Here is a 21,349-nt window from a genome sequence, read left to right as displayed (position 1 = left end):
ACGGGACACCTCGCAGCCAAGAAGGCCGGGCCTGATCTTCCCCGCCATCCTCTGGCCGCACATTCAGGAATCGATCGATACATGACCACCATCCGTGTCAAAGACAACGAGCCCTTCGACGTGGCTCTGCGTCGCTTCAAGCGCACCATTGAAAAACTCGGCCTGCTGACCGACCTCCGCGCCCGCGAGTTCTACGAGAAGCCCACCGCCGAGCGCAAGCGCAAGAAAGCCGCCGCGGTCAAGCGCCACTTCAAGCGCGTTCGTTCCATGCAGCTGCCCAAGAAGCTGTACTGAACGAAGCCGGTCCGTCCGGCACCGAAAGCCCGCTCCAGGACGCTAGAGCGGGCTTTTTCGTTTTCCTTCCCTCTTTCCTGCGCCGCGCCTGCCCGCAGCGCCACCGGAGCGACACCATGAGCCTCAAAGCCCGCATCACCGACGACATGAAAGCCGCCATGCGCGCCAAGGAAACCGAGCGCCTGGCCACCATCCGCCTGCTGACGGCGGCGATCAAGCAGAAGGAGGTGGACGAGCGCATTGAACTCGACGACGCCGCCGTGGTGGGCGTGATCGACAAGATGGTCAAGCAGCGCAAGGACTCCATCGCCGCCTTCGAACAGGGCCATCGCCCCGACCTGGCGGCCAAGGAAGCCGCCGAGCTGACCGTGCTGCAGGCCTACCTGCCCGAGCGCCTGTCGGCCGAGGCCGTGGCGGCCGAGGTGAAGGCCATCGTGGCGGAACTGGGCGCCAAGGGACCGGGCGACATGGGCAAGGTCATGGGCGCGGTGAAAACGCGCCTGGCGGGCAAGGCCGACATGGGACAGGTCTCGGCGGCGGTGAAGGCGGCGCTGGCCGGTTGACCGCCGCCCGCCAGGATTCGGCCAGGAACGGCCGGGCGATGGCCGCCGAGAACAGGGCGTGGGTGGGCGGCGGGCCGACACCCGCCGGGAAGCGTCAACTGCCGGCGACCTTCATGCGGTTCACCAGCACCGATCCCACCGTCTTGGCGCCGTAGTTGTAGGCGTCCGCGCCCACGGCCTCCACGCCCATGAGCATGTCCTTGAGGTTGCCGGCGATGGTGATCTCCTGCACCGGGTAGGCGATCACGCCGTCCTCGACCCAGTAGCCCGCGGCGCCGCGCGAGTAGTCGCCCGTGACCGGGTTGACGCCCTGGCCCATGAGTTCGGTGACGAACAGGCCACGGCCCAGCTTCCTGAGCATCGCGTCGAGGTCGTCGCCCGCCTTCGTGCGACGGCTGGTCAGCGTGAGGTTGTGCGACCCGCCCGCGTTGCCGGTGGTGCGCATGCCCAGCTTGCGAGCCGAGTAGGTGGACAGGAAGTAGCCCTGCACCACGCCGCCCTCCACCACGCGGCGCGGCGCGGTGCGCACGCCCTCGTCGTCGAACGGCGAGCTGCCCTTGCCGCCGCGCACGAAGGGGTCCTCGTCGATGTCCAGGTGAGCGGCCATGGCCGGCTTGCCCAGGCTGTCGGCCAGGAAGCTGGTCTTGCGGTACAGCGCGCCGCCGCTGGTGGCCTGCACGTAGGCGCCCAGCAGGCCGGCGGCCAGGGGCGATTCGAACAGCACCGGGCACTCGGTGGTGGCGATCTTTCGCGCGCGCAGTCGGGAGAGCGCGCGCTCGGCGGCGTAGCGGCCCACGGCCTCGGGCGTGGCCAGATCCTGCGGCGCGCGCATGGAGCTGTACCAGTAGTCGCGCTGCATCTGCGCGCCCTTGCCGGCGATGGGCGCCACCGACAGGCTGTGGCGCGAGCTGGCGTAACCGCCGCTGAAGGTGCCGTCGCCGCCGCGCTCGCCGCCGCGCAGGTGCGCGCCGAAGAAGTGCGACTGCTGCGCCGAGACGCTGGCGCCTTCGCTGTTGGTGATTTTCTTGCTGGTGGCAAAGGCCGCGGCCTCGCAGGCCAGGGCCAGCTCGGCCGCCTGCTCCGAGGTGATGGCCCAGGGATGGAAGAGGTCCAGGTCGCGCGCGCGGTCGGCCTGCGAGGCCACGTCCTGCGCGTCGGGCAGGCCCGCCACGGGGTCTTCGGCGGTGAAGCGGGCGATGTCGTAGGCGGCCTGCACGGTCTGGCGCACGGCGGCGGCGGAGAAGTCGGAGGTGCTGGCGTTGCCGCGGCGGCGGCCCAGGTAAACCGTGACGCCCAGGGACTTGTCGCGGTTGCGTTCGACGTTTTCCAGCTCGCCCTTGCGCACCGACACGCTCAGGCCAGCGCCCTCGGAGACTTCGGCCGCGGCGTCGGCCGCGCCCAGGGATTTGGCGTGGCCCAGGGCCAGATCGACCAGTTCCTCGAACTGGTGGCGGCTGTACTGGAATCCGGGCAAGGGGGTGTTCGAGGCGGTCTTGGACATGGCGGCCGCTATGATACGGGCCCCTTTGCGAGGCGTCCGCCGCCCCGCACAAGCCCCATCCCTTCCCCATGTCGCGCAAACCCACCCGAGGCTATTTCGTTCGCGGCCACTTCGTTGCCGAGGGCAGCGAGCTCGACCAGGAGCTCAAGCGCGACGCCAAGGGCGGCGAGCTGAGCAAGACCGACCTGAAGAAGCTCAGCGATCGCCTGCAGAACCTGGGCGAGCAACTGCTCACGCTGCGCGGCGACCTGTTCAATCGCCTGGGCCTGGACGACCGCCTGGTCGATTCGCTGGCCGAGGCGCGGCGCATCACCAACTTCGAGGGCCGGCGCCGGCAGATGCAGTACATCGGCAAGCTCATGCGCAAGCTGCCCGACGAGACCATCGCCGCCATCGAGGCCGCCATCGAGGAGCAGCAGCGGCCCTCCGCCGAGGCCACGTTGCAGCTGCACCAGGCCGAACAGTGGCGCGACCGCCTGATCGCCGACGACGGCGCCCTCTCCGACTGGCTGGCCCAGGACGCCGGGGCCGACGTGCAGCAGCTGCGCACCCTCATCCGTCAGGCCCGCAAGGACGCGCAGGCCGTGAAGGAACGGCCCGGCGAGGCGCCACGCCACGGCAAGGCCTACCGAGAAATCTTCCAACACGTCAAGGCCGCGCTGGCGCGCGGCGAAGGCGACGAACCCGGCGACCCAGCATGAGCGAACCCTCTCCCGCGCACGACCCGGTGCGCATCGGCATCGTCTCCATCAGCGACCGCGCCAGCAGCGGCGTCTACCAGGACCAGGGCCTGCCCGCGCTGCAGGACTGGCTGACGCGCGCGCTGAAGAATCCCATCACCTTCGAGGCTCGCCTCATCCCCGACGAACAGGCGCGCATCAGCGAGACGCTCATCGAGCTGGTGGACCTGGGCTGCGCGCTGGTGCTCACCACCGGCGGCACCGGCCCGGCCAAGCGCGACGTGACGCCCGAGGCCACGCTGGCCGTGGCGCACAAGGAAATGCCGGGCTTCGGCGAACAGATGCGCCAGGTGAGCCTGGCCTTCGTGCCCACGGCCATCCTCTCGCGCCAGGTGGCGGTGATCCGCGACGAAACGCTGATCATCAATCTGCCCGGCCAGCCCAAGGCCATCGCCGAAACACTGGAAGGCGCGAAGAACGCCGACGGCTCGGTGCGCGTCAACGGCATCTTCTCGGCCGTGCCCTATTGCATCGACCTCATCGGCGGTCCCTACATCGAAACGCACGACGAAGTGATCAAGGCCTGGCGCCCGAAGAACGCGGCACGCCCCACCCGCTGAAGCCACCACCCGAGGAACCCGCCATGAAAATCGAAAAAGACACCGTTGTCACCGTCACCGCGCGCATCCAGAACGCCCAGGGCAAGGTGCTGGACGAAGGCAAGACCGCGCGCGCCTACCTGCACGGCGGCTACGGCAACACGCTGCACGGCATCGAGGTGGCGCTGGAGGGGCAGGAGAAGGGCTTCGGCACCACCGTCACCCTGCAGCCTTCGCTGGCCTTCGGCGAACGCGACGAGTCCCTGGTCACCAGCATCCCGAAGACGCAGTTCCCGCCCGGCATCAAGGTCGGCGGCCAGCTGGAAGGCTCCGACGAGCAGGGCCGCCGCCACCTCTTCACCGTGAAGAAGATCAAGGGCGACACCGTGCACCTCGACGGCAACCACCCGCTCGCGGGCGAAGACCTGACCATCACTCTGAAGGTGCTGGACGTGCGCGCAGCCTCGCCGGAGGAAATCCAGCACGGCCACGCGCACGGCGCGCACGGTCACCACCACTGACCCGCCCTTCGCCGGCCTGACGGCCGGCGGCCCCGCGGGGGGACGGCGCCTGCGCCCCGGCAAAGCCGGTGCCGCGGCACCGCTGGGTCAGGATTTCACTTGCCCACCAGCTGGTTGAGCTTGTCGGCCTGGAAGTGCTCTTCGCGCTGGGCGTCCTGGGGCACGCAATCGCGCTCGCGCGCCTCGGCCAGTTTCTCGATGGCCTGCCACAGCAGCGCGATCTGGTGTTCCTGGCTGGCGGTGCTGTCGATCAGGCTGCGCATGGCCTGTGACAGCGGGTCGTCTTCCTGCGTGATGCCGTAGGCCGAGAACTTGGGCTTGGCGTCTTCGGTCACGTCGGCGCTCTCGCCCTTCTTGCTGGGGATGATGCGGGCCGGAATGCCCACGGCCGTGGCACCCGCGGGCACGGGCTTGATCACCACCGCGTTGCTGCCGATCTTGGCGCCGTCGCCCACCTCGAAGCCGCCCAGCACCTTGGCGCCCGCACTCACGACCACGTCGCGGCCCAGCGTGGGGTGTCGCTTGGTGCCCTTGTAGAGCGAGGTGCCACCCAGGGTGACGCCCTGGTAGATGGTGCAGCCGTCGCCGATCTCGGCCGTCTCGCCCACGACCGTGCCCATGGCGTGGTCGAAGAACACCCGCTCGCCGATCTTCGCGCCCGGGTGGATTTCGATGCCGGTGAAGAAGCGGCCCAGGTGCGAGATGAAGCGCCCCAGCCACTTGAAGCCACGGTTCCAGCAGCCATGCGCCAGGCGGTGCAGCACCACGGCGTGCAGGCCCGGGTAACACGTCAGCACCTCGAAGGCGCTGCGCGCGGCCGGGTCGCGCTCAAGGATGCATTGGACGTCGGAGCGGAGGCGGTCGAACATGAGACGGGCTGTAACAGGGCCGTGCAGTCTAGCGTTTCGCGCGCTCGGCGGTCTGCAGCATGGCGCGGGCAACACCGCGAAGAATGTGGACTTCTTCGTCGGTGGGTTGCGCGCGGTTGAAGAGTTGTTGCAGGCGCGGCATCAGCTTCTTGGGCGCGGCCGGGTCCAGGAAGTCCACCGCCACCAGGGCCTGCTGCAGGTGCTCGAGCATGCCAGCCACGGCCGCCGCGTCGGCCCCCGGGCGCGCGGCCACGGGCGAGTCGACCGCGAAGCCCCCCAGGGCCTGGCGCCAGTCGTAGGCGATGAGCTGCACCGCGGCCGCCAGGTTAAGCGAGCCATAGCCCGGCGCGGTGGGAATGGACAGGGCCGCGTGGCAGCGGTAGACGTCCTCGTTGGCCATGCCGAAGCGCTCGCTGCCGAACAGGAAGGCCACGCCGGACGGCGGCGCGGTCTCGGCCAGCAGGGCGGCGAAGTGTTCGCGCGGGGCCCGCGTGGGCGGGCCGAAGTCGCGCGGCGTCATGGCGGTGGCGCACAGGTGGGTGATGCCGTCCAGGGCCTCGTCCAAGCTGTCCACCACGCGCGTCTTGGCCAGCACGTCGGTGGCGCCGCTGGCGCGCTGGATCGTCTCCTCCTTGCGCAGCACGTTGGGCCAGCGCGGGCGCACCAGCACCAATTCGTCGAAGCCCATGACCTTGAGGGCGCGCGCGGCGCCGCCGACGTTGCCGGCGTGGCTGGTTTCGATCAAGACGAAGCGGGTTTTCATGCGGGGAACGGCGTTGTGCGCCGGCCTAGTAAAATCGCCCGCCATTGTCGCCGCCCGCATCGCCGGGCCCGGCGCGCCCCCACCCCCTGCTCTTCACCGTTGCGCCGAGGCGCGAAGGTCACAATCCATGTCGTCCAGCTACCACCCCATGCTCAACGTGGCCATCAAGGCCGCGCGCGCCGCCGGCGCCATCATCAACCGCGCCGCGCTCGACGTCGAAGCCGTGCGGGTGACGGCCAAGCAGACCAACGATTTCGTCACCGAGATCGACCACGCGGCCGAAGCCGCGATCATCGAGACCCTGAAAACCGCCTACCCCGGCCACGGGATCTGGGCCGAGGAGTCGGGCCAGCAGCCCGGCAAGGGCCGCGAGAAGGACCATGTGTGGATCATCGATCCGCTGGACGGCACCACCAACTTCATCCACGGCTTTCCGGTCTACTGCGTGAGCATCGCGCTCATGGTGGGCAACCGCATCGAGCAGGCCGTGGTGTACGACCCCACCCGAAACGACCTGTTCTGCGCCACGCGCGGGCGCGGCGCCTACCTGAACGAGCGCCGCATCCGCGTGGCCAAGCGCACCTCGCTGCGCGACTGCCTGCTGTCCACGGGCTTCCCGTTCCGCCCGGGCGACGCCTTCCAGACCTACATGCAGATGCTGGGCGAGGTCATGCCCAAGGCGGCCGGCGTGCGCCGCCCGGGTTCGGCCGCGCTGGACCTGGCCTACGTGGCCGCCGGCTTTTCCGATGGCTTCTTCGAGATGGGCCTGTCGCCCTGGGACGTGGCGGCAGGCGCGCTGCTGGTGACCGAGGCCGGCGGCCTGATCGGCAACTTCACCGGCGAGCCGGACTTCCTGGAACAGAAGGAATGCCTGGCGGCCAACCCCCGCATCTACGGCCAGCTGGTGACCCTGACGGGCAAGTACAGCAAGTTCGCCAGCGCGGGCGACAAGGCCGCGGTGCGCCAGGCCCGTGCGGCGGCGCGCAAGACGGTGGGCAAGCCCGCCGCGGCCGAGGCGGACGTGGCGCCGGACACCGAGGACCCGGCCGAGCGCGAGTAAGCCTCAGGCCCTGGGCAGGCTGAACCAGAAGGTGGCGCCCTGCCCCGGCGCCGACTCGGCCCAGACGCGGCCGCCGTGCCGCTCGACGATGCGCTGGACGATGGCCAGCCCGACCCCCATGCCCGGCACCTCGCTGTTGGCGTGCAGGCGCTGGAACAGGCCGAACAGCTTGGCCGCGCGCGCCATGTCGAAGCCCATGCCGTTGTCGCGCACGAAGTAGGCGTGCAGGGCGGGGTCATGGCCCAGCCACACCCGCGGCTCGGCTTGCTGGCGCGAGTACTTCATGGCGTTGTCCACCAGGTTGCTCAGCACCTGGCGCAGGAGCGTGGCATCCCCCAGGGCCTCGGGCAGCTCGCCCACCTCGATGCGCAGTTGCGGCACCTGCGGCCCCAGCGACTCGGCCACGGCGTGCGCCAGCGCGGTCATGTCCACCGGCCGGGGCTCCAGCTCCACCTGCACCACGCGCAACAGCTCCAGCATGTCGGTGATCATCTGCCCCATGTTGCGCGCCGAGCGCGAAATGCGCAGGAACATCTCGCGCCCGCTCTCGCTCAGTCGCTGCGACTCCTCCTCGGCCAGGATCTGCGCGAAGCCGTTCACCGAACGCAGCGGCGCGCGCAGGTCGTGCGCGATGGAGTACGAAATGGCCTCCATGTCGCGCATGGAGCGCTCCAGTTCGGCGGTGCGCTCGCGCACGCGTTGCTCCAGGCCGGCGTTGAGGGCGCGGATCTGCTCCTGCGCGGCCACGCGCTCGCTGATGTCCAGGTGCGTGCCCGACATGTAGAGCGCGCGGTCCTCGGCGTCGCGCTGGTGCACGCGCCCGCGCGAGTTCACCCAGACCCAGTGGCCGTCCTTGTGGCGCAGGCGCAGGTCGCATTCGTAGTACGGCAAGACCCCCGAGGTGTGGCGCTCGCGCGCCTCGATGGCGCGCGGCAGGTCCTCGGGGTGCACGCGCGATGACCAGGTCGCGTGGTTCACGGGCTCGAGCTCGGCGCGCGTGTAGCCCAGCATCTCGGCCCAGCGGTCGTTGATGCTCATGCTGCCGTCGGCCAGGTTGGTTTCCCAGATGCCGGGCCGCGTGGCCTCCAGCACCCAGGCCAGGCGCTGGCGCTCGCCGCGCAGCGCCTCCTGGGCCTCGATGTAGGAGGTGACGTCGGCGTAGGTGCGCACCAGGCCGCCTTCGGGAAAGCGGAAGGTGTGGATCTCCAGCGTGCGCCCCTCGCGCGTGCGGCGCCAGTACTGCTCGGGCAGGTCGGCGCGCGGGTCGAGCGCCACGTAGCTGCGCGCGCGCGGCTCGACCCAGGTGAACTCGGGCCCGAAATCGCCGCGCCGGGCCTGGTAGGCCACCACATCGTCGTGCAGCGGGCGCTCGCGCATCATCTCGTCGGGCAGGTCCAGCAGCTCCAGGAAGCGCCGGTTGTAGACGCTCACGCGGCCCTCGGTGTCGATCTTCACCAGGCCCTGGGTGATGCTGTCCAGCGTGACCTGCAGCGCGGCACTCTTCTCGGCCAGCAGGGCGCCGGTGGCCTGCAGCTGGGCGCTGGTGCGCAGGCGCTCCCCGTGGTGGCGCCAGGCCAGCACGAGCTGGCGCAGCGCGCCCAGCAGGGGCTGAAGGAAGGCGACGTCGTCGGCGCCGTAGCCGCCGGGCTGGTTGGCCAGGCCCACCATGGCCACCAGGCGGTCGCCCACGGCCAGCGGAATGCCCAGGAAGGCGTTCAGGCTCGGGTGCCCTGCGGGCATGCCGCCCGCGCGCGGGTCGTGGGCCGGGTCGTTGGCGATCACGGTTTCGCCGGTGCGCAGCGCGTGGCCGAACAGGGTGTGCAGGTTGCGGAACTCCATGCCGGCATCCGCATGCGCCGCGAAGGCCAGGCGCGAAGCCTCGTCCCACGAAATGTCGGTCAGGGCGTGGGTGCGCAGGTAGGGCCGGTCCCGCTCGTCGTACTGCACCTCGCCCAGGAAGCCGTAGCCGCTGCCGGTGACGCCAAGGAAGGCGTCGAGCAGGCCCTCGAAGGCGCGGCGCTTGTCCTCGGCCTCGATGAACACCGACTGGGCCTGCGTGATGGCCGAGAGCATGCGGTTGACGCGTTCGCGGCGCAGCGCTTCCTGGCGCGCCTCGGTCACGTCGGTGGCCAGGCCGTGCCAGACCACGCTGCCGTCGGGCTCGCGCTGCGGCGTGCTGTCCAGGCTGAGCCAGCGCAGGCCCAGCGTGGGCAGCAGCACGCGGTAGGTTTCGCGCCAGGGCAGCAGGTGTTGCGCCGAGTAGGCCAGCGTGGCGATCACGCGCGCCCGGTCCTCGGGGTGCAGCACCTGGAACAGCTTGCGCGGCTCGCGCATGAGCGCGGCGGCGTCCTCGTCGAACAGCTCGCGCACCGCCTCGTTGATGTAGCCGAGCGCCGTGCGCCCGTCGGGCGTGAGGCGGGCCTGGTAGAGGATGCCCGGCACGCGCGCGGCGATGTTCTGCAGCAACCGCAGCTGATCGGCCAGCCGTTCGCTGGCCGCGCGCTCGGTGGTGATGTCCTGCACCACGCCGAAGTCGGTCTGCGGGTTGCCCTTGACCAGGGTCTGCCCCATGCGCGTGCGGAACCAGCGCACCTGGCCATCGGGGTGCAGCCAGCGGAAGGCCAGCTCGCGGCCGTCGCTGCGCTCGCGCGCGGCCAGCCAGGCGGCGCGGTCGTCCGGGTGGATGCCGGCGCGCACCTCGGCCCGGGTCAGGCGCTGGCTGCGTGGCCGCCCGGTGATGGCGAACAGGCCCGGCGACCAGAAAACCTCTTCGTCGTCCTCGGCGTTCGTCCAGTGGCCCAGGCGCGCGGTGCTTTCCATCACGCTGTTCAGCTCCACGCGCTGCTGCAGCTCCAGGTTGGTGGCGCGCAGGGCCTGGGCGGTCTGCTCGCGCGCCGCCTCGGCCAGCACCTCGCGGTCGGCCTGGGTGATCTGCACCAGCAGCAGCGCCTCGGGCCGTTCATCCGTCACGGGCAGCAGCACCACGTGCATGCGCACGAGGTGCGGGTCGCCGCCCTTGAAGCGCACCACCGTCGGCGCCAGCGTGCCCGGCACCAGGGCCAGCGCGGCCGTGCGCTCGGCCTCGTCGTTCCAGTGGCCGAGCTCCACCGTGGTGCGCCCTATCGCGTCGCGGCGGGCGATGCCCGACAGCGCCTCCCAGGCCGCGTTGACGTCGATCACCAGGCCGTCGCTCACGCGCGTGACACACGCGGCCACGGGCGAGAGCTGGAACAGCTCCTGGTACGGCAGCGGGGCATCGGCGTCCATGGCGGGCGCCTCAGGCAAAGGGCTGCGTGCCGCCGAAGTCGCCGATCGGCACGGTGTGGCTCACGAGCCGGCCACCGTGCCACAAGTGGAGCTGAAAGGCGGGGGGTTCCATGACGTATCCATCGGCCGACGACTGCAGCAAATTGAGCGCGATCTGGTGCGCCGTGCTGGGGCAGACGCTGGCCACCGTGCCGCCGAAGCGCACCTGGATGCCGCGGTGCAGGTGCCCGCACAGGATGGCCTGCACATGGCCGTGCCGCCGCACGATGGCCTCCAGCGCCTCGGCGCCGTCCAGCAGGCCCATGGCGTCCATGTGACCGATGCCGGTGGCGAACGGCGGGTGGTGCATGGCAACGACGGTGGGTGTCGCGTCCTCGGCCAGGCGCTGGTCGAGCCAGTCGAGCCGGCGCGCACACAAGGCGCCGTGGCCCTGGCGCGGCACCACGGTATCGAGCACCAGCAGGCGCAGCGGGCCCAGGCTGGCCGCGTACTGCCAGAAGCCTGGCAGGCGGGCGGTGTGCGGGCCGGCGCGGCCGCCGAAGGCCTCGGCCAGCGCCTCGCGCTCGTCGTGGTTGCCGGCCACGGGGTACAGGGGCAGGTCGATGGGCGCAAGCAGCTCCAGCAGGTGGGCGTAGGACGCGGCGCCGCCGGTTTCCACCAGATCGCCGGAGAGCAGCAGCGCGTCGGGCCGGGGTTGCAACGCCGCCACGGCCCTCAGGCCGGCGCGCGCCATGGCGTTGGTGTCGACCACGCCGTTGGCCAGTTGGCCCGGCGCGCAGACGTGCAGGTCGGACACCTGGGCGATCAGCATGGGCAGAGCAGCGGGCTCGTGGGTGGGCGGGTGCCGGGCATCCATGCATCATCCACAGGCGTCAGGCGCCCGGCAAGCCTCCGAAACCCGAGGCGTCCCCCTATTGCGGGGGAGGCGCCCAGCCGCCCCCGGCGGCGGGGTGGCCGCTGACGCCTTGGGGCCGCCAGGCGGGGAACGACCAGCGGCCCACAAGGCGGCATGAGGCTGCCGCCATCCGGGGAGCCAAGTCCGCCACTCGTCCGGGTAATCTCGGTACCGCCAATGAGCTAGGCGACCATCTGTAACTGTAAATACTTGTAGGAGTTCCCTCGTGCGCGTCACTTCGCTGTCCCGCCGGCTAGGCCTCGGTCACACGCGGGGTTTCACGTTGATCGAACTCATGATCACCGTGGCGATCGTCGGCATCCTGGGCGCCATCGCTTACCCCTCGTACACCGACTACATCCTGCGCAGCCGGATCGGCGAGGCCACCGGTGACCTCTCGGCCACGCGCGTGCGGCTGGAGCAGTTCTACCAGGACAACCGGAACTACGGTTCCACCGCCGCGGCCTGCGGCGTCGCTCTGCCCAATGCGGCCAACAAGCCCTTCATCTACAGCTGCAATTGGGGTGCCGGCGGCAGCAACCAGAGTTTTCTGCTGCAGGCCACTGGCCGGCCCGGCGGGGCCATGGAGGGCTACGTCTTCACGCTGGACAACAACAACGCTCGCGCTACCACCGCTTTCGTGGGCGCGGCCGGTTTGCCCAGGGCCTGCTGGATTTCCAAGCGGGGGGACACGTGCTGAGACGCAGGGACCGCATGTCGGCCAAGCGCCGCCACCGGGGTTTTACCCTCATCGAATTGCTGATGGTGGTGGTGATTTTTGGCATCGGCGCCTCCCTCGCCGCGCCCAGCTTTGGCACCTTGTTGGGCAACTACCGTGTGCGCGCTGGCTCGGAATCCATCCTGAATGGCCTCTACCTGGCCCGCGCCGAAGCCATCCGCCGCAATTCGCCGGTGAGTTTCACCCTCGGCGCGGCCGGCAGCGGCTGGACCATCGCCCAAGTCGCGCCGGCCACAACGATCCAGACACGCGCAGACGGTGAGTCTCCTGGTGTTGCGACCGCGTCGAGCACGGCCAGCCGCACACTCACGTTTCTGGCCAATGGCATGGTGGACACCACCCCTGCCACACGCCTGGAGCAAGTCACGGTATCCAGCGCGGTGGCGAATACCGAGACACGCCGCATCAATATCTTCGGTGGCGGGCTGATCCGCATGTGCGACCCAGCCGTCGCCACCGCCAACGATCCCCGTCGGTGCTGACATGAAGCGACTCCGCCTATCTCGACAACGGGGCTTCAGCTTGCTGGAAGTGCTGGTTTCGGTGCTGGTTTTTTCGCTGGGCATCCTCGCGCTGGTGTCGCTTCAGGCCGCCTCCCTGCGGATGAGTACCGACGCACGCTACCGTGCCGACGCGGCGTTCCTCGCCGATCAGTTGTTTGCGCGCATGCTCATCTCGTTGCCAGCGGACGCCCCTCAGTTCGCCCACCGCACAGGCGGGACCGCTTGCAATTCCAACGGTGCGGCCGCCACGAACCCTTCGGCGGTGGAATGGCTCGCCGAAGTCAGCGACACCCTGCCAGGCGCCGCGGCCGATCTGCAGCAGATCGAGGTCGCCGCGGGTGGACAGGTCACGGTTCGCTTGTGCTGGCAGCAAGGTGGCGATGCGCCCCGCCAGTTCGTTGTCTCCAACCGGATCCAATGGCAGTGAGACCAGGCCGCATACCTTCATCCCATCACCTCCGCCGGGCTGCGCGCTTGTGCGAGCGAGGAGCGTCGCTGGTTGAATTGATGGTCGCGATGACGATCGGCCTGATCGTGGCGTTGATCGTTGTCGCCACGGTCACTGGCGTCGGCAGCAATCTTCGTAACGTGGGAGCCAACGCCGCGGCTCAAGTGTCGACTCAGGTCGGTCTGGGGCTGATCGACGAGGCGGGACGTTCCGCGGGAGCAGGCTTGTACAGCAACGGCAGCCTCATCTGCCCGACCATCAATGCGTGGTTCAGCGGCGCTACGCGGCTCAATGGCGCCACCTTGATGCCGGCGCGCATCACGGACGGCGGCGCAGACACCGCCTCCGACGTCTTGGTGTTCACTGGCTCCACCGCAGCTGGCCCTCTGTCCAACATGCCTGTGATAGTGAACATGGCCAGCGCCGCCGACACCATCACCGTGAACGACTCGGGCCTGATTGGCGCGAACGACGTGGCGCTCATCGGCGCCCCCGGCCAGAACGTGCCCTGCACCCTCTTTCAGGTAACGGCCGCGCCGGTGGTGATCGCCGCTTGCGCAGGCAATGCCACGAGCTGCAAGCAACTGCCGCGCGGCACAGACCCCAACCTGGGCTACAACCCGCCCGATCTGGCCGTCGCGTTTGCTACGCCCCAGCGCTACGGCTTCACCAATGGGGGTGGCGTGGCCGGCCCCGCCAGCGTGAGTCGCCTCGGTGCTGGGTTCCGGCAAACCGCCTTTCGGATCGAATGCCAGGCGCTGGTGACGTTCAATGCCTTCACGGGCGTTCCCGGCCCTTGCACGTCCAACCCCCTGTCATTCGCCGCCGGCGTCGACGCGCTGGCGTCCGACATCGTGCTCATGCACGCGCAGTACGGCATCAGTGCCACCGGCGCCAGCGACGTGGTGACCGGCTGGGTGGGAGCCAACGCCCCGCCATGGAACAACCCTGGGCCGGCGGACGTCGAGCGTATCAAGGCCATTCGTGTGGTCCTGGTGTCTCGCTCCAAGGAGGCCGCCAGCACGGAGGTCACCGCGGCGACTTGCACCAATGCCGCCGGCGTGGTCAACACTGGCCCATGTTCCTTCCAGGATGCGGCCGCGCCCGTCATCGACCTGTCTGCCACCCCCGTCGCCGGAAGCCTCACCTGGCGCAACTACCGCTACCGCGTGCACCGGGCCGTGATCCCGCTGCGCAACGTGCTCTGGAGCAATTGATGCGCGCGCTCGCTCGACAGCCCCGCGTAGACCAGAGACGCCAGTACGGCAACTCGCTGATCGTCGTTCTGGTGGTGCTGACTTTGCTGGCGCTGGCCGGGTTCGGCGCTATGCGCGCGGCCGACACGGGCAACGTCATTTCGGGCAACTTCGCCTTCCAGCAAGCCTCCACCCATGCTTCGGATCGAGCAGTTACGGATGCCTTGAACAACCTGGCGGGCATTGTGGTCGGAGGCAGCGGCAACGCAGACATCGCCAACCGCTATTCAGCCACACGCAACGTTGCGCTCGATGCCCGCGGTGTGCCGACGGCCATTAACTGGGCGAGCGTGGCCTGCGCGGACGAGACGGGTGCGCTCGTCGCCAACTGCGGCGTCGACGCCGGCAATTTCCGAATCCAGTACTTCATCGAGCGGCTTTGCAACAGCAACCCCAACCTGGCCGATGCCGCCGACATACGCGCTCGCTGCGAATACGAACCCAATGCGGGTGCCGCGGCCGTCGGCACCATCGCGCTGCGCTATCGCGTGATCATTCGCGTACGAGGTCCGCGTGGCACCGAAGGATGGTACGAAGCCCTGATATCGGGCCCCGCCTCCACTTGATTCGATCCCCCAGGGAGCCATCATGAACCGCCCGACCCTATGCCGCCGTCGCTTGCCGGGGCACCATACTTTGGTCGCCTGGACCCATCACCTGGCATTCATGCTGATGGGGAGCGCGTCGCTGTTGTTCTCACTGGGGGCTTCGGCCCAGGCCATCAACGATGTTCCGATGGCCGTGAAGAACAACGTGCCACCGAACTTCATGTTCTTGATCGACAACTCGGGCTCGATGACCAACATCGTGCCCACGGCGCCTTACGACGCCAGCGTCAACTACACCCCCACCAGCAACTGTTCGGGCAATCAGGTATTGGGGGCGGGCGCCGGTGTCGTCATCCAGATCGCCACTGTCAGCGGCGTTCGCCGCTCCTTCATCCGGTACAACGGCACCAACTACCGACATTCGACGCAGACAAGCACCAGCACGTTCGGCAACAACGCCTTTCGCTGCTTCTCCAGGAACGCTGAGTACGACGCCCACCTGCTGGCTTCCAACAACAACAACACCCAGCCGCCCAACTTCCTGCCCTCTAGGTATACCGGCAACTACCTGAATTGGTACTTCGGCACCACCTGCAGCGGTACCCTCCCCTGGAGCGACAGCAAGAAGCCGTTGGGCTCCTGCGGGGGTGCGGTCCAGACCCGCATGGAGATCGCCATCAGTTCGTCCAAGAAGATGGTCGACACGCTGCCGACGCCACCCAGCGCCTCCGCCGACACCGCCACCCGTGTCGGCCTCAGCACGTACTTCAGTGGCAACAACGGCGATGGCGGCACGCTGCTGGTTCCTCTCAAGAACCTGTCATTCAACGACAGCGACAACACCATCACGAACATCGGGCGCACGCCGCTCAAGAATGCGATCGATGCCCTCACACCCGAAGGCAACACCCCACTGGCCGAGAGCCTGGCCGACATCGGGCGTTATCTCGCCACAGGCTACAACGGCAACATTGCCACGGCCAACCAGTCCTCCATCAACATCGACACCTTCTTCAGGCAAGGCGGATCGTCTTCACGCAGTTCCTGTCTGTATTGGCCCAGCACCGGCAACCGCAATGCCTGCAGCAACGGTTCGCTCACGTCGAACAACGCCGCGGAACGGCCGCCCATTACCGAATGGTGTCAACGTTCCTACGTATTCGTGGTGACCGATGGCCGATCCAACCAAGACCTGGCCTTCTCGGGCAACCAGTACCTGCGCGACTACGACCGCGACTGCAGCGGCGCGCTCGCGTCCAACTGCGTGAACAACGGCGCTTCAGGGTCCTATGACCGCAAGATCAACCGCGAGTACGAAGGCGCGGGCTCGGACTACTTCGACGATGTTGCCAAGGCACTGTTTGACATCGACCTGCGGCCGGACATCACCGATCCGCGTCCCGCCTCGGTTCAGCCTCGCAAAAAGAACAATGCACGCACCTACGTCATCGGTTTCGCCGACAGCCAGGTGCAGGACGATCCTTTGCTGATCTCGACCGCCAACCAGGGCGGTGGCAAGTTCATTGGCGCCGCCGACGACGTCGCGCTCGAGGGCGCGCTGCGCGAAGTGGTGACCGACGCCTTCCGGCAGGATGCTGCCTCCGCCGCCGTGGCTGTGGCCAACCCGCAGATCACCATCAGCGACATCAGCTATGCCCCGAGCTACAACTCAGGCACTTGGTACGGTGACGTCGAGGCGTTCAAACTCGATACATCCACCGGCGCCCAGATCAAGCCCGCGATCTGGTCTGCACGCGCCTTGCTCAATGGCCGCTCGCCCAATGCGTCGCTAACCAACGGCCGCAAGATCGCCACCTTCAATGGCACCGTGGGCCGCCCCTTTCAGGCAGGCCAGTTCACCGCCCCCACCTCGCTCACCGCGAACGTCATCAACTACGTGCGTGGCGACCGCTCGCTCGAATCGGCCACCAGTCCCACGGGGCTGCGCGTGCGCGACTGGCTATTGGGCGACATCATCAACGCAGAGCCCGTGGTGATGAACTACACCATCACCAGTGGAGGCTCGACCGAAACCGTCCCCATCGTGTTCCAGGCGGCCAACGACGGGATGCTGCACGCATTCGATGGCCGGGTCGACGCCAGCGTGAGCACCCGCGGTCAGGAACTGTGGGCCTATGTGCCGCGAGCGGTGCATGGCCATCTGGCCGAGCTCGCCGACCCGCTCTACGCGCACCGCTACTACGTGGATGCCACACCAGCGGTGGCACAAGTGACCGGCTTGGGCACCATGACGCGGCTGCTGGTGGGCGGCCTCGGCAAAGGCGGCGGTGCCTACTATGCGCTGGACATCACCAGCTTTCAGGCAGCAGACGAAAGCGCCGTGGCGAGCAAGGTGAAGTGGGAGTTCACCAACCAGAACCTGGGCTACAGCTTCGGCACCCCACTTATCGTGAAGACCACGGCGGGCTGGCGCGTGGTGGTGAGTTCGGGCTACGGCAATGTGACAGGCGGGCCGAATGGCAATGGCGATGGCCGTGGTCGGGTGTGGGTTCTGGATCCGTCCAACGGAGCGATCCTTGCCACCTTCGACACGGGTGTGGGTACAACCGCCAACCCGGCCGGACTCGCGCATCTGTCCAAGCCCGCCAACATCACGCCAGATGCCGACGTACGTTATGTGTATGGCGGTGACTTGCTGGGCAATGTGTGGCGCTTCGACATCGTCGATTTCACCAACTTGCCCGTTAAGGTAGCTGAGTTGCGTGACCCTGCGGGAACTCCTCAACCCATCACCGCCCCCCTCGAAGTCGGTCAGGTGTCGGGGCAGCCGTCCAAGTACTACGTTTACGTTGGCACTGGCCGATATCTGTCGGATACCGATGTGCCCGGCAACGCCGGCGCCACTGCCGTGGCCACGCAGCGCCAATCGATGTACGGCATCATTGACGACACCGCCATCGCCAGCCCGACCACACTCACCAACCTGCGCAACAGCAACCCCTCGACCTGCCCGGCAGGCGGAGGGGATGGGGCCCTGACCTGTCAGCAACTCAGCTTCGACACGACCAGCGGCCGGTACCGCGCCTCGACCAATCCGCTGAGCGCCACCAGCCGAGGCTGGTACCTGGATTTGCCGCCGAGCACGGACACGCGGCTCGCCAATGGCCGGATCATCGGCAAGCCCGCCGTGACCACCGGCGGCACCCTGGCGTTCACGGTGAACGTGCCTACCTCCGCCAAATGCGATCCTGGGGGCTCAAGCTGGTTCTTCCAACTGTCGGCCCAGAATGGCGGCGCCGTGCCCAAGGTAGCCGGTGGCACCGACTACTTCGACGCCGGCATTTTCCTGGGCAACGCACTGGCCAGCCGTGTGGTGGTGATCCAGACCGCGGGCAATGAAGACGGAGACAAGGTGGCGCTGATCCAATTGTCCAACCGCGAGGTCAAGAACTTGCCCATCGGCGAGACCAAGAACCCCGTTGGCGCTCCTGCCACTTGGCGCCGCATCTATTGGCGCCAGCTCAAGTAAACGCGTTCACGGATTCAGCAAGCAGGCCGCCAGTTGGCGGCCTGTCCTTTTTGGCCCTCCCATCTTTTGCCGTGCTTCAAGCCGGTCTCGATCATCCCCGCCCCTTCCATCCCATGAAGCCGCTGCTCCGCGGCCACGGGCTGCGCTGGCGTATCCACCGCGGGGGAACGTGATGCCATGGCCCGTCGCTGCCCACGGAGAAGTGGTGCAGTCGCCCGTCGATGCAGTGCCGCTCCCCCACGAATAACCAGTCCCAACGGTCGCATAATGGCCATCATCCCCGACACCCCCATGACCCCCGACCGCCCCGACACCGCCATCGCGCTGCACGGCGCCTCCAACTTCCGCGACCTCGGCGGCCTGGCCGGCGACGGCGGGCGGCGCGTGCGGCGCGCGCTGGTGTACCGCTCCGACCACCTGGGCCGCCTGAGCGACGAGGACCTGCAGCGCCTGAACGCGCTGGGCGTGTCGCACTGCGTGGATCTGCGCGGCCCCGCCGAATGCCGGGCCCTGCCCAACCGCCTGCCGGGCATCAGCATCGAGCACCTGAGCATCGACCCCACGGTGCTGCGCCGCGTGCGCGAGCGCCAGAAGCAGGGGCAGGCGCTCGGCCGGGCCGAGGCGGTGGCGCTGATGCAGGAGACCTATCAGGACTTTGTGCGCCTGCGCGGCGCCGTCTTCGGCCAATTGCTCGCGCGCATCGCAGGACGCGAGGCACCACTGGTGTTCCACTGCACCGCCGGCAAGGACCGCACCGGCATGGCCGCCGCGCTGCTGCTGGGCGCGCTGGGCGTGCACCGCGACGAGGTGATGGCCGACTACCTGCTCACCAACCGCCTGTACCGGCGCGACACACGCGTGGAAGAGCCCGCGCCGCCCGAGGTGCTGGAGGTGCTGTGGCAGGTGCAGCCCGAATTCCTGCGCACGGCCTGGCGCTGCATCGACGAGGAGTTCGGCGGCCTGGACGCCTACCTGGCCGGGCCGGTGGGGCTGGACGGGGCGGCGCGCGAGCGGCTGCGCGAGCGGCTGCTGGCCGAGGCCTGAAGGGGTACGCGGACTCAGCCGCGCCCCTCGCCCGCGACCGGTTTCGCGCCGCGCCAGGCGCCATGCCGATAGGCCTGCGGCGTGAGGGCGTGCTGGCAGGCAAACGCCCGCTGCAACGCGTCCACCGACCGGAATCCGCTGCGGCTCGCGATGCGTTCCTGGGTCCATTGCGTCTGCACCAGCAGTTGCGCCGCCGCGGCCACGCGGGCCCGCACCACGAAGCGGGCCGGCGTGCAACCGACCTCCGCCGCGAACGCCCGCGCGAAGTGGCGGGCGCTCATGCCCGAGCGGTCAGCCAGCGCCTCCACCGACAAGTCCTCCTGCAGGTGTGTGCCGATCCACGCCACGACCTCGCGCAGGCGCCGGCTGGCCGCCGACTGCGCCTTCAAGGCCGGGCTGAGCTGCGGCTCGCGCGCGCCGCGCAGCAGGGGCAGCGCCAGCGTGCGCGCGATCTCCATCGCCACCGCGTGGCCAAGGTCGTCCTCCACCAAGGCCAGCGCCAGCTCAATGCCCGTGGTGACGCCAGCCGAGGTCCACACCGGCCCATCGCGCACGTAGATGCGTTCGCGCAGCACGCGCGCCTGGGGACGCAGCGCCTGCAGCTGGTCGCAGACGCGCCAGTGGGTGGTGGCCTCGCGGCCGTCGAGCAGGCCGGCGGCGGCCAGCGCGAACGCGCCGCTGCAGACACTGGCGACGCGGCGCGCGCCCCGCGCCTGCCGCGCCAGCCAGGCGCCCACCTGGTGTTCGGCAATGGCCGAGCGGACCGCCGGCTCGTCGCCGCCGCAGACGATCAGCGTGTCGATCGGCATGGGCAAGCGCTCGAATCCCGTGGTGTCGGCCAGGCGCAGGCCGGCATTGGTCAGCACCGTGCGGCCCGAGGGCGATGCGATCTGCAGCCGGTAGCTGCCGGGACGCAGCGCCTCGGCTTTGCTGAACACGCTGGACGGCCCGGCGACGTCGATCGCCTCGACGCCATCGAACACGACGAGCACCAGGTTCCTGGCAGGAATCGCGGCCTCTGTGTCCTTGTCCGTCGCGTGGGAGGTTCGTAGGCTCATGGCATTCAGGAGCTCGAGATGGTCACACCCCTACTCTACTTATCAACGCCGGCCGGCGGGCTCGTGGCCAGGCCGGCCCCAGGCCGCGGTGGCGGCGGCGCGCCATGAAGCACCGGACACTGCTGCGCGCCGTGCTGGCTGTCGGCACCTTGGGCCTGCTGGCCTTCGGGGGCTGGATCGCATCCCTGCCAGCCCCGCCCGCCCCGGCGGCCGCCCCGCCGGTCCCCTCGGCGCAGACCCAGGCCACGCTGGCGGCGCTGGCGCCACCCAAGCGCCCGCGCCCCCTGGTGGCCATCGTCGGTCTCAACGACGCGACCGAGACGACCGACTACCTCATGCCCTACGGCATTCTTCGGCGGTCCGGCGTGGCCGATGTGGTGGCGCTCGCCACCGAGGCCGGTCCGGTGAGGCTCTCCCCCGCGCTGACGGTGGAGGCGGACGCGACGCTTGCGCAGTTCGATGCGCGGCACGCCGATGGCGCCGACTACGTCATCGTGCCCGCGATGAGCCGCGACGACGACCCGAGGGTGCTCGCCTGGATTCGCGCCCAGGCGGCCAAGGGCGCGATCGTCATCGGCGTGTGCGCGGGCGCCAAGGTGGTCGGCGCGGCCGGCCTGCTCGACGGCAAGCGGGCAACGACGCACTGGTACTACCTGGACCAATTGCGCGAGCGAACGCCGTCGATCCGCTACGTGGCGGACCAGCGCTTCGTGGTCGACCAGGGCGTGGCGACCACGACGGGAATCTCGGCCTCCATGCCGATGTCGCTGACGCTGATCGAGGCCATCGCGGGCCGCGACAAGGCCGAGGCCACCGCGCGCGACCTCGGCCTGGCGCAGTGGGACGCGCGCCACCGCAGCGCGGCGTTCCGCTTCACCCGGCCGTTTGCGCTCACGGTCATGGGCAACACCCTCGCCTTCTGGAAGCGCGAAGCGCTGGGCATCGAGCTCGTGCCCGGGGTGGACGAGGTGTCGCTGGCCTTGGTGGCGGACGCCTGGTCGAGAACCTACCGCTCGCGGGCGGTGGCGTTCGCGCCCGCGCCAGGGCCCATCGAAAGCCGCCATGGCCTGCGCATCCGTCCGGATCGCCTGAGCGCGGACTGGCCGGCGCAGCGCTTGCTGCCGGCCATCACCGCCGCTCCCCCAGCGCAGGCCTTGAACGATGCCCTCGCGCGCATCGAGGGCCGCTACGGCGCGAAGACGGCCGAGGTGGTGGCGATGCAACTGGAGCTCCTGCCGTCCCGCTGAGCGC

At 69.1% G+C, this 21,349-nt stretch carries 20 protein-coding genes; 14 read left to right on the top strand and 6 right to left on the bottom strand.

From position 1 onward, the window contains the following. Positions 1-81 precede the first annotated feature (81 nt). The gene (rpsU, locus tag DY262_RS17500) at positions 82-294 is read left to right on the top strand and encodes a 30S ribosomal protein S21 (RefSeq protein ID WP_009520186.1); all 213 of its coding nucleotides are present in this window, start codon (positions 82-84) and stop codon (positions 292-294) included. Between the two features lie 116 nt (positions 295-410). After that, entirely contained in the window at positions 411-857 is a 447-nt protein-coding gene (locus DY262_RS17495; RefSeq protein WP_116960387.1) for a GatB/YqeY domain-containing protein, read from the top strand. A gap of 94 nt (positions 858-951) precedes the next feature. Here the strand turns inward: DY262_RS17495 and pmbA are convergent, their stop codons facing one another. Next, a complete protein-coding gene (gene pmbA / locus DY262_RS17490) occupies positions 952-2,358 on the bottom strand; it encodes a metalloprotease PmbA (protein WP_116960386.1) in 1,407 nt (468 codons plus the stop codon). Positions 2,359-2,426: 68 nt separating this feature from the next. Between pmbA and yjgA the strand changes: the two genes are divergently transcribed. From yjgA to DY262_RS17475, 3 genes are read left to right on the top strand one after another with little or no spacing between them, the layout of a single operon-like run. Then, positions 2,427-3,059, top strand: a complete 633-nt coding sequence (gene yjgA, locus DY262_RS17485) for a ribosome biogenesis factor YjgA (protein WP_116960385.1) — start codon at positions 2,427-2,429, stop codon at positions 3,057-3,059. Continuing rightward, positions 3,056-3,658 carry a molybdopterin adenylyltransferase gene (mog, locus tag DY262_RS17480; RefSeq protein ID WP_116960384.1) on the top strand — a complete coding sequence of 201 codons (603 nt, stop codon included), beginning with the start codon at positions 3,056-3,058 and terminating at the stop codon, positions 3,656-3,658. Before yjgA ends, mog begins: the two co-directional genes overlap by 4 nt. A gap of 23 nt (positions 3,659-3,681) precedes the next feature. Further along, positions 3,682-4,158, top strand: coding sequence for an FKBP-type peptidyl-prolyl cis-trans isomerase (locus tag DY262_RS17475; RefSeq protein WP_070397617.1), 477 nt, complete (start codon positions 3,682-3,684; stop codon positions 4,156-4,158). A 95-nt stretch (positions 4,159-4,253) separates the two neighbouring features. Here DY262_RS17475 and cysE read toward each other — a convergent pair whose 3' ends face one another. After that, entirely contained in the window at positions 4,254-5,027 is a 774-nt protein-coding gene (gene cysE, locus DY262_RS17470) for a serine O-acetyltransferase (protein WP_116960383.1), read from the bottom strand. 28 nt (positions 5,028-5,055) lie between these two features. Next, positions 5,056-5,790, bottom strand: coding sequence for an RNA methyltransferase (locus tag DY262_RS17465; RefSeq protein ID WP_116960382.1), 735 nt, complete (start codon positions 5,788-5,790; stop codon positions 5,056-5,058). 127 nt (positions 5,791-5,917) lie between these two features. Here DY262_RS17465 and DY262_RS17460 point away from each other — a divergent pair, with 127 nt between their 5' ends. Next, positions 5,918-6,850 (top strand): inositol monophosphatase family protein, encoded by a 933-nt coding sequence (locus DY262_RS17460; RefSeq protein ID WP_116960381.1) that lies wholly within the window; start codon positions 5,918-5,920, stop codon positions 6,848-6,850. 3 nt (positions 6,851-6,853) lie between these two features. Here the strand turns inward: DY262_RS17460 and DY262_RS17455 are convergent, their stop codons facing one another. Together DY262_RS17455 and DY262_RS17450 are read right to left on the bottom strand one after the other, a co-directional pair. Next, positions 6,854-10,117 (bottom strand): PAS domain-containing protein, encoded by a 3,264-nt coding sequence (locus DY262_RS17455; protein ID WP_116960380.1) that lies wholly within the window; start codon positions 10,115-10,117, stop codon positions 6,854-6,856. Between the two features lie 10 nt (positions 10,118-10,127). Next, positions 10,128-10,928: a phosphodiesterase gene (locus DY262_RS17450; RefSeq protein ID WP_116960379.1), complete on the bottom strand. Its 801-nt coding sequence runs from the start codon at positions 10,926-10,928 to the stop codon at positions 10,128-10,130. A 310-nt stretch (positions 10,929-11,238) separates the two neighbouring features. On the opposite strand from DY262_RS17450, the gene DY262_RS17445 reads away from it, so the two are divergent. The 7 genes from DY262_RS17445 (at position 11,239) to DY262_RS17415 (ending at position 19,040) form a co-directional block, all read left to right on the top strand. Then, positions 11,239-11,712 (top strand): type IV pilin protein, encoded by a 474-nt coding sequence (locus DY262_RS17445; RefSeq protein WP_425459303.1) that lies wholly within the window; start codon positions 11,239-11,241, stop codon positions 11,710-11,712. A 14-nt stretch (positions 11,713-11,726) separates the two neighbouring features. After that, complete coding sequence (locus DY262_RS17440) at positions 11,727-12,233, top strand: GspH/FimT family pseudopilin (RefSeq protein WP_116960377.1); 507 nt, start codon at positions 11,727-11,729, stop codon at positions 12,231-12,233. A gap of 1 nt (position 12,234) precedes the next feature. Next, positions 12,235-12,681 (top strand): type IV pilus modification protein PilV, encoded by a 447-nt coding sequence (pilV, locus tag DY262_RS17435; protein WP_116960376.1) that lies wholly within the window; start codon positions 12,235-12,237, stop codon positions 12,679-12,681. Further along, positions 12,672-13,919, top strand: a complete 1,248-nt coding sequence (locus DY262_RS17430; protein ID WP_425459302.1) for a PilW family protein — start codon at positions 12,672-12,674, stop codon at positions 13,917-13,919. The genes pilV and DY262_RS17430 overlap by 10 nt, the downstream gene beginning before the upstream one ends. After that, positions 13,919-14,524, top strand: a complete 606-nt coding sequence (locus DY262_RS17425; RefSeq protein WP_116960374.1) for a hypothetical protein — start codon at positions 13,919-13,921, stop codon at positions 14,522-14,524. The genes DY262_RS17430 and DY262_RS17425 overlap by 1 nt, the downstream gene beginning before the upstream one ends. A gap of 22 nt (positions 14,525-14,546) precedes the next feature. Then, positions 14,547-17,996: a pilus assembly protein gene (locus DY262_RS17420; RefSeq protein ID WP_116960373.1), complete on the top strand. Its 3,450-nt coding sequence runs from the start codon at positions 14,547-14,549 to the stop codon at positions 17,994-17,996. A gap of 291 nt (positions 17,997-18,287) precedes the next feature. Further along, entirely contained in the window at positions 18,288-19,040 is a 753-nt protein-coding gene (locus DY262_RS17415; protein WP_116960497.1) for a tyrosine-protein phosphatase, read from the top strand. A gap of 14 nt (positions 19,041-19,054) precedes the next feature. On the opposite strand, the gene DY262_RS17410 is transcribed toward DY262_RS17415, so the two are convergent. Further along, positions 19,055-20,098, bottom strand: a complete 1,044-nt coding sequence (locus DY262_RS17410) for a GlxA family transcriptional regulator (protein ID WP_116960372.1) — start codon at positions 20,096-20,098, stop codon at positions 19,055-19,057. A gap of 104 nt (positions 20,099-20,202) precedes the next feature. Here DY262_RS17410 and DY262_RS17405 point away from each other — a divergent pair, with 104 nt between their 5' ends. Then, positions 20,203-21,345, top strand: coding sequence for a DJ-1/PfpI family protein (locus DY262_RS17405; RefSeq protein WP_116960371.1), 1,143 nt, complete (start codon positions 20,203-20,205; stop codon positions 21,343-21,345). Positions 21,346-21,349: the final 4 nt, after the last annotated feature.

The organism is Hydrogenophaga borbori (genome assembly GCF_003417535.1).
Lineage (GTDB): Bacteria > Pseudomonadota > Gammaproteobacteria > Burkholderiales > Burkholderiaceae_C > Hydrogenophaga > Hydrogenophaga borbori.
The sequence above is the reverse complement of the archived record's forward strand: the minus strand, read 5'-3'. Positions and strand labels throughout refer to the sequence as shown.

Excerpts from the sequence above, each read along its gene's own strand:
- mog (WP_116960384.1), top strand. The coding sequence starts at position 3,056 with ATGAGCGAACCCTCTCCCGCGCACGACCCGGTGCGCATCGGCATCGTC.
- rpsU (WP_009520186.1), top strand. The coding sequence starts at position 82 with ATGACCACCATCCGTGTCAAAGACAACGAGCCCTTCGACGTGGCTCTG.
- DY262_RS17415 (WP_116960497.1), top strand. The coding sequence starts at position 18,288 with ATGACCCCCGACCGCCCCGACACCGCCATCGCGCTGCACGGCGCCTCC.
- DY262_RS17460 (WP_116960381.1), top strand. The coding sequence starts at position 5,918 with ATGTCGTCCAGCTACCACCCCATGCTCAACGTGGCCATCAAGGCCGCG.
- DY262_RS17475 (WP_070397617.1), top strand. The coding sequence starts at position 3,682 with ATGAAAATCGAAAAAGACACCGTTGTCACCGTCACCGCGCGCATCCAG.
- DY262_RS17440 (WP_116960377.1), top strand. The coding sequence starts at position 11,727 with ATGTCGGCCAAGCGCCGCCACCGGGGTTTTACCCTCATCGAATTGCTG.
- DY262_RS17410 (WP_116960372.1), bottom strand. The coding sequence starts at position 20,098 with ATGAGCCTACGAACCTCCCACGCGACGGACAAGGACACAGAGGCCGCG.
- pmbA (WP_116960386.1), bottom strand. The coding sequence starts at position 2,358 with ATGTCCAAGACCGCCTCGAACACCCCCTTGCCCGGATTCCAGTACAGC.
- DY262_RS17455 (WP_116960380.1), bottom strand. The coding sequence starts at position 10,117 with ATGGACGCCGATGCCCCGCTGCCGTACCAGGAGCTGTTCCAGCTCTCG.
- pilV (WP_116960376.1), top strand. The coding sequence starts at position 12,235 with ATGAAGCGACTCCGCCTATCTCGACAACGGGGCTTCAGCTTGCTGGAA.
- DY262_RS17450 (WP_116960379.1), bottom strand. The coding sequence starts at position 10,928 with ATGCTGATCGCCCAGGTGTCCGACCTGCACGTCTGCGCGCCGGGCCAA.
- DY262_RS17405 (WP_116960371.1), top strand. The coding sequence starts at position 20,203 with ATGAAGCACCGGACACTGCTGCGCGCCGTGCTGGCTGTCGGCACCTTG.
- DY262_RS17420 (WP_116960373.1), top strand. The coding sequence starts at position 14,547 with ATGAACCGCCCGACCCTATGCCGCCGTCGCTTGCCGGGGCACCATACT.
- DY262_RS17495 (WP_116960387.1), top strand. The coding sequence starts at position 411 with ATGAGCCTCAAAGCCCGCATCACCGACGACATGAAAGCCGCCATGCGC.
- yjgA (WP_116960385.1), top strand. The coding sequence starts at position 2,427 with ATGTCGCGCAAACCCACCCGAGGCTATTTCGTTCGCGGCCACTTCGTT.
- cysE (WP_116960383.1), bottom strand. The coding sequence starts at position 5,027 with ATGTTCGACCGCCTCCGCTCCGACGTCCAATGCATCCTTGAGCGCGAC.
- DY262_RS17430 (WP_425459302.1), top strand. The coding sequence starts at position 12,672 with ATGGCAGTGAGACCAGGCCGCATACCTTCATCCCATCACCTCCGCCGG.
- DY262_RS17465 (WP_116960382.1), bottom strand. The coding sequence starts at position 5,790 with ATGAAAACCCGCTTCGTCTTGATCGAAACCAGCCACGCCGGCAACGTC.
- DY262_RS17425 (WP_116960374.1), top strand. The coding sequence starts at position 13,919 with ATGCGCGCGCTCGCTCGACAGCCCCGCGTAGACCAGAGACGCCAGTAC.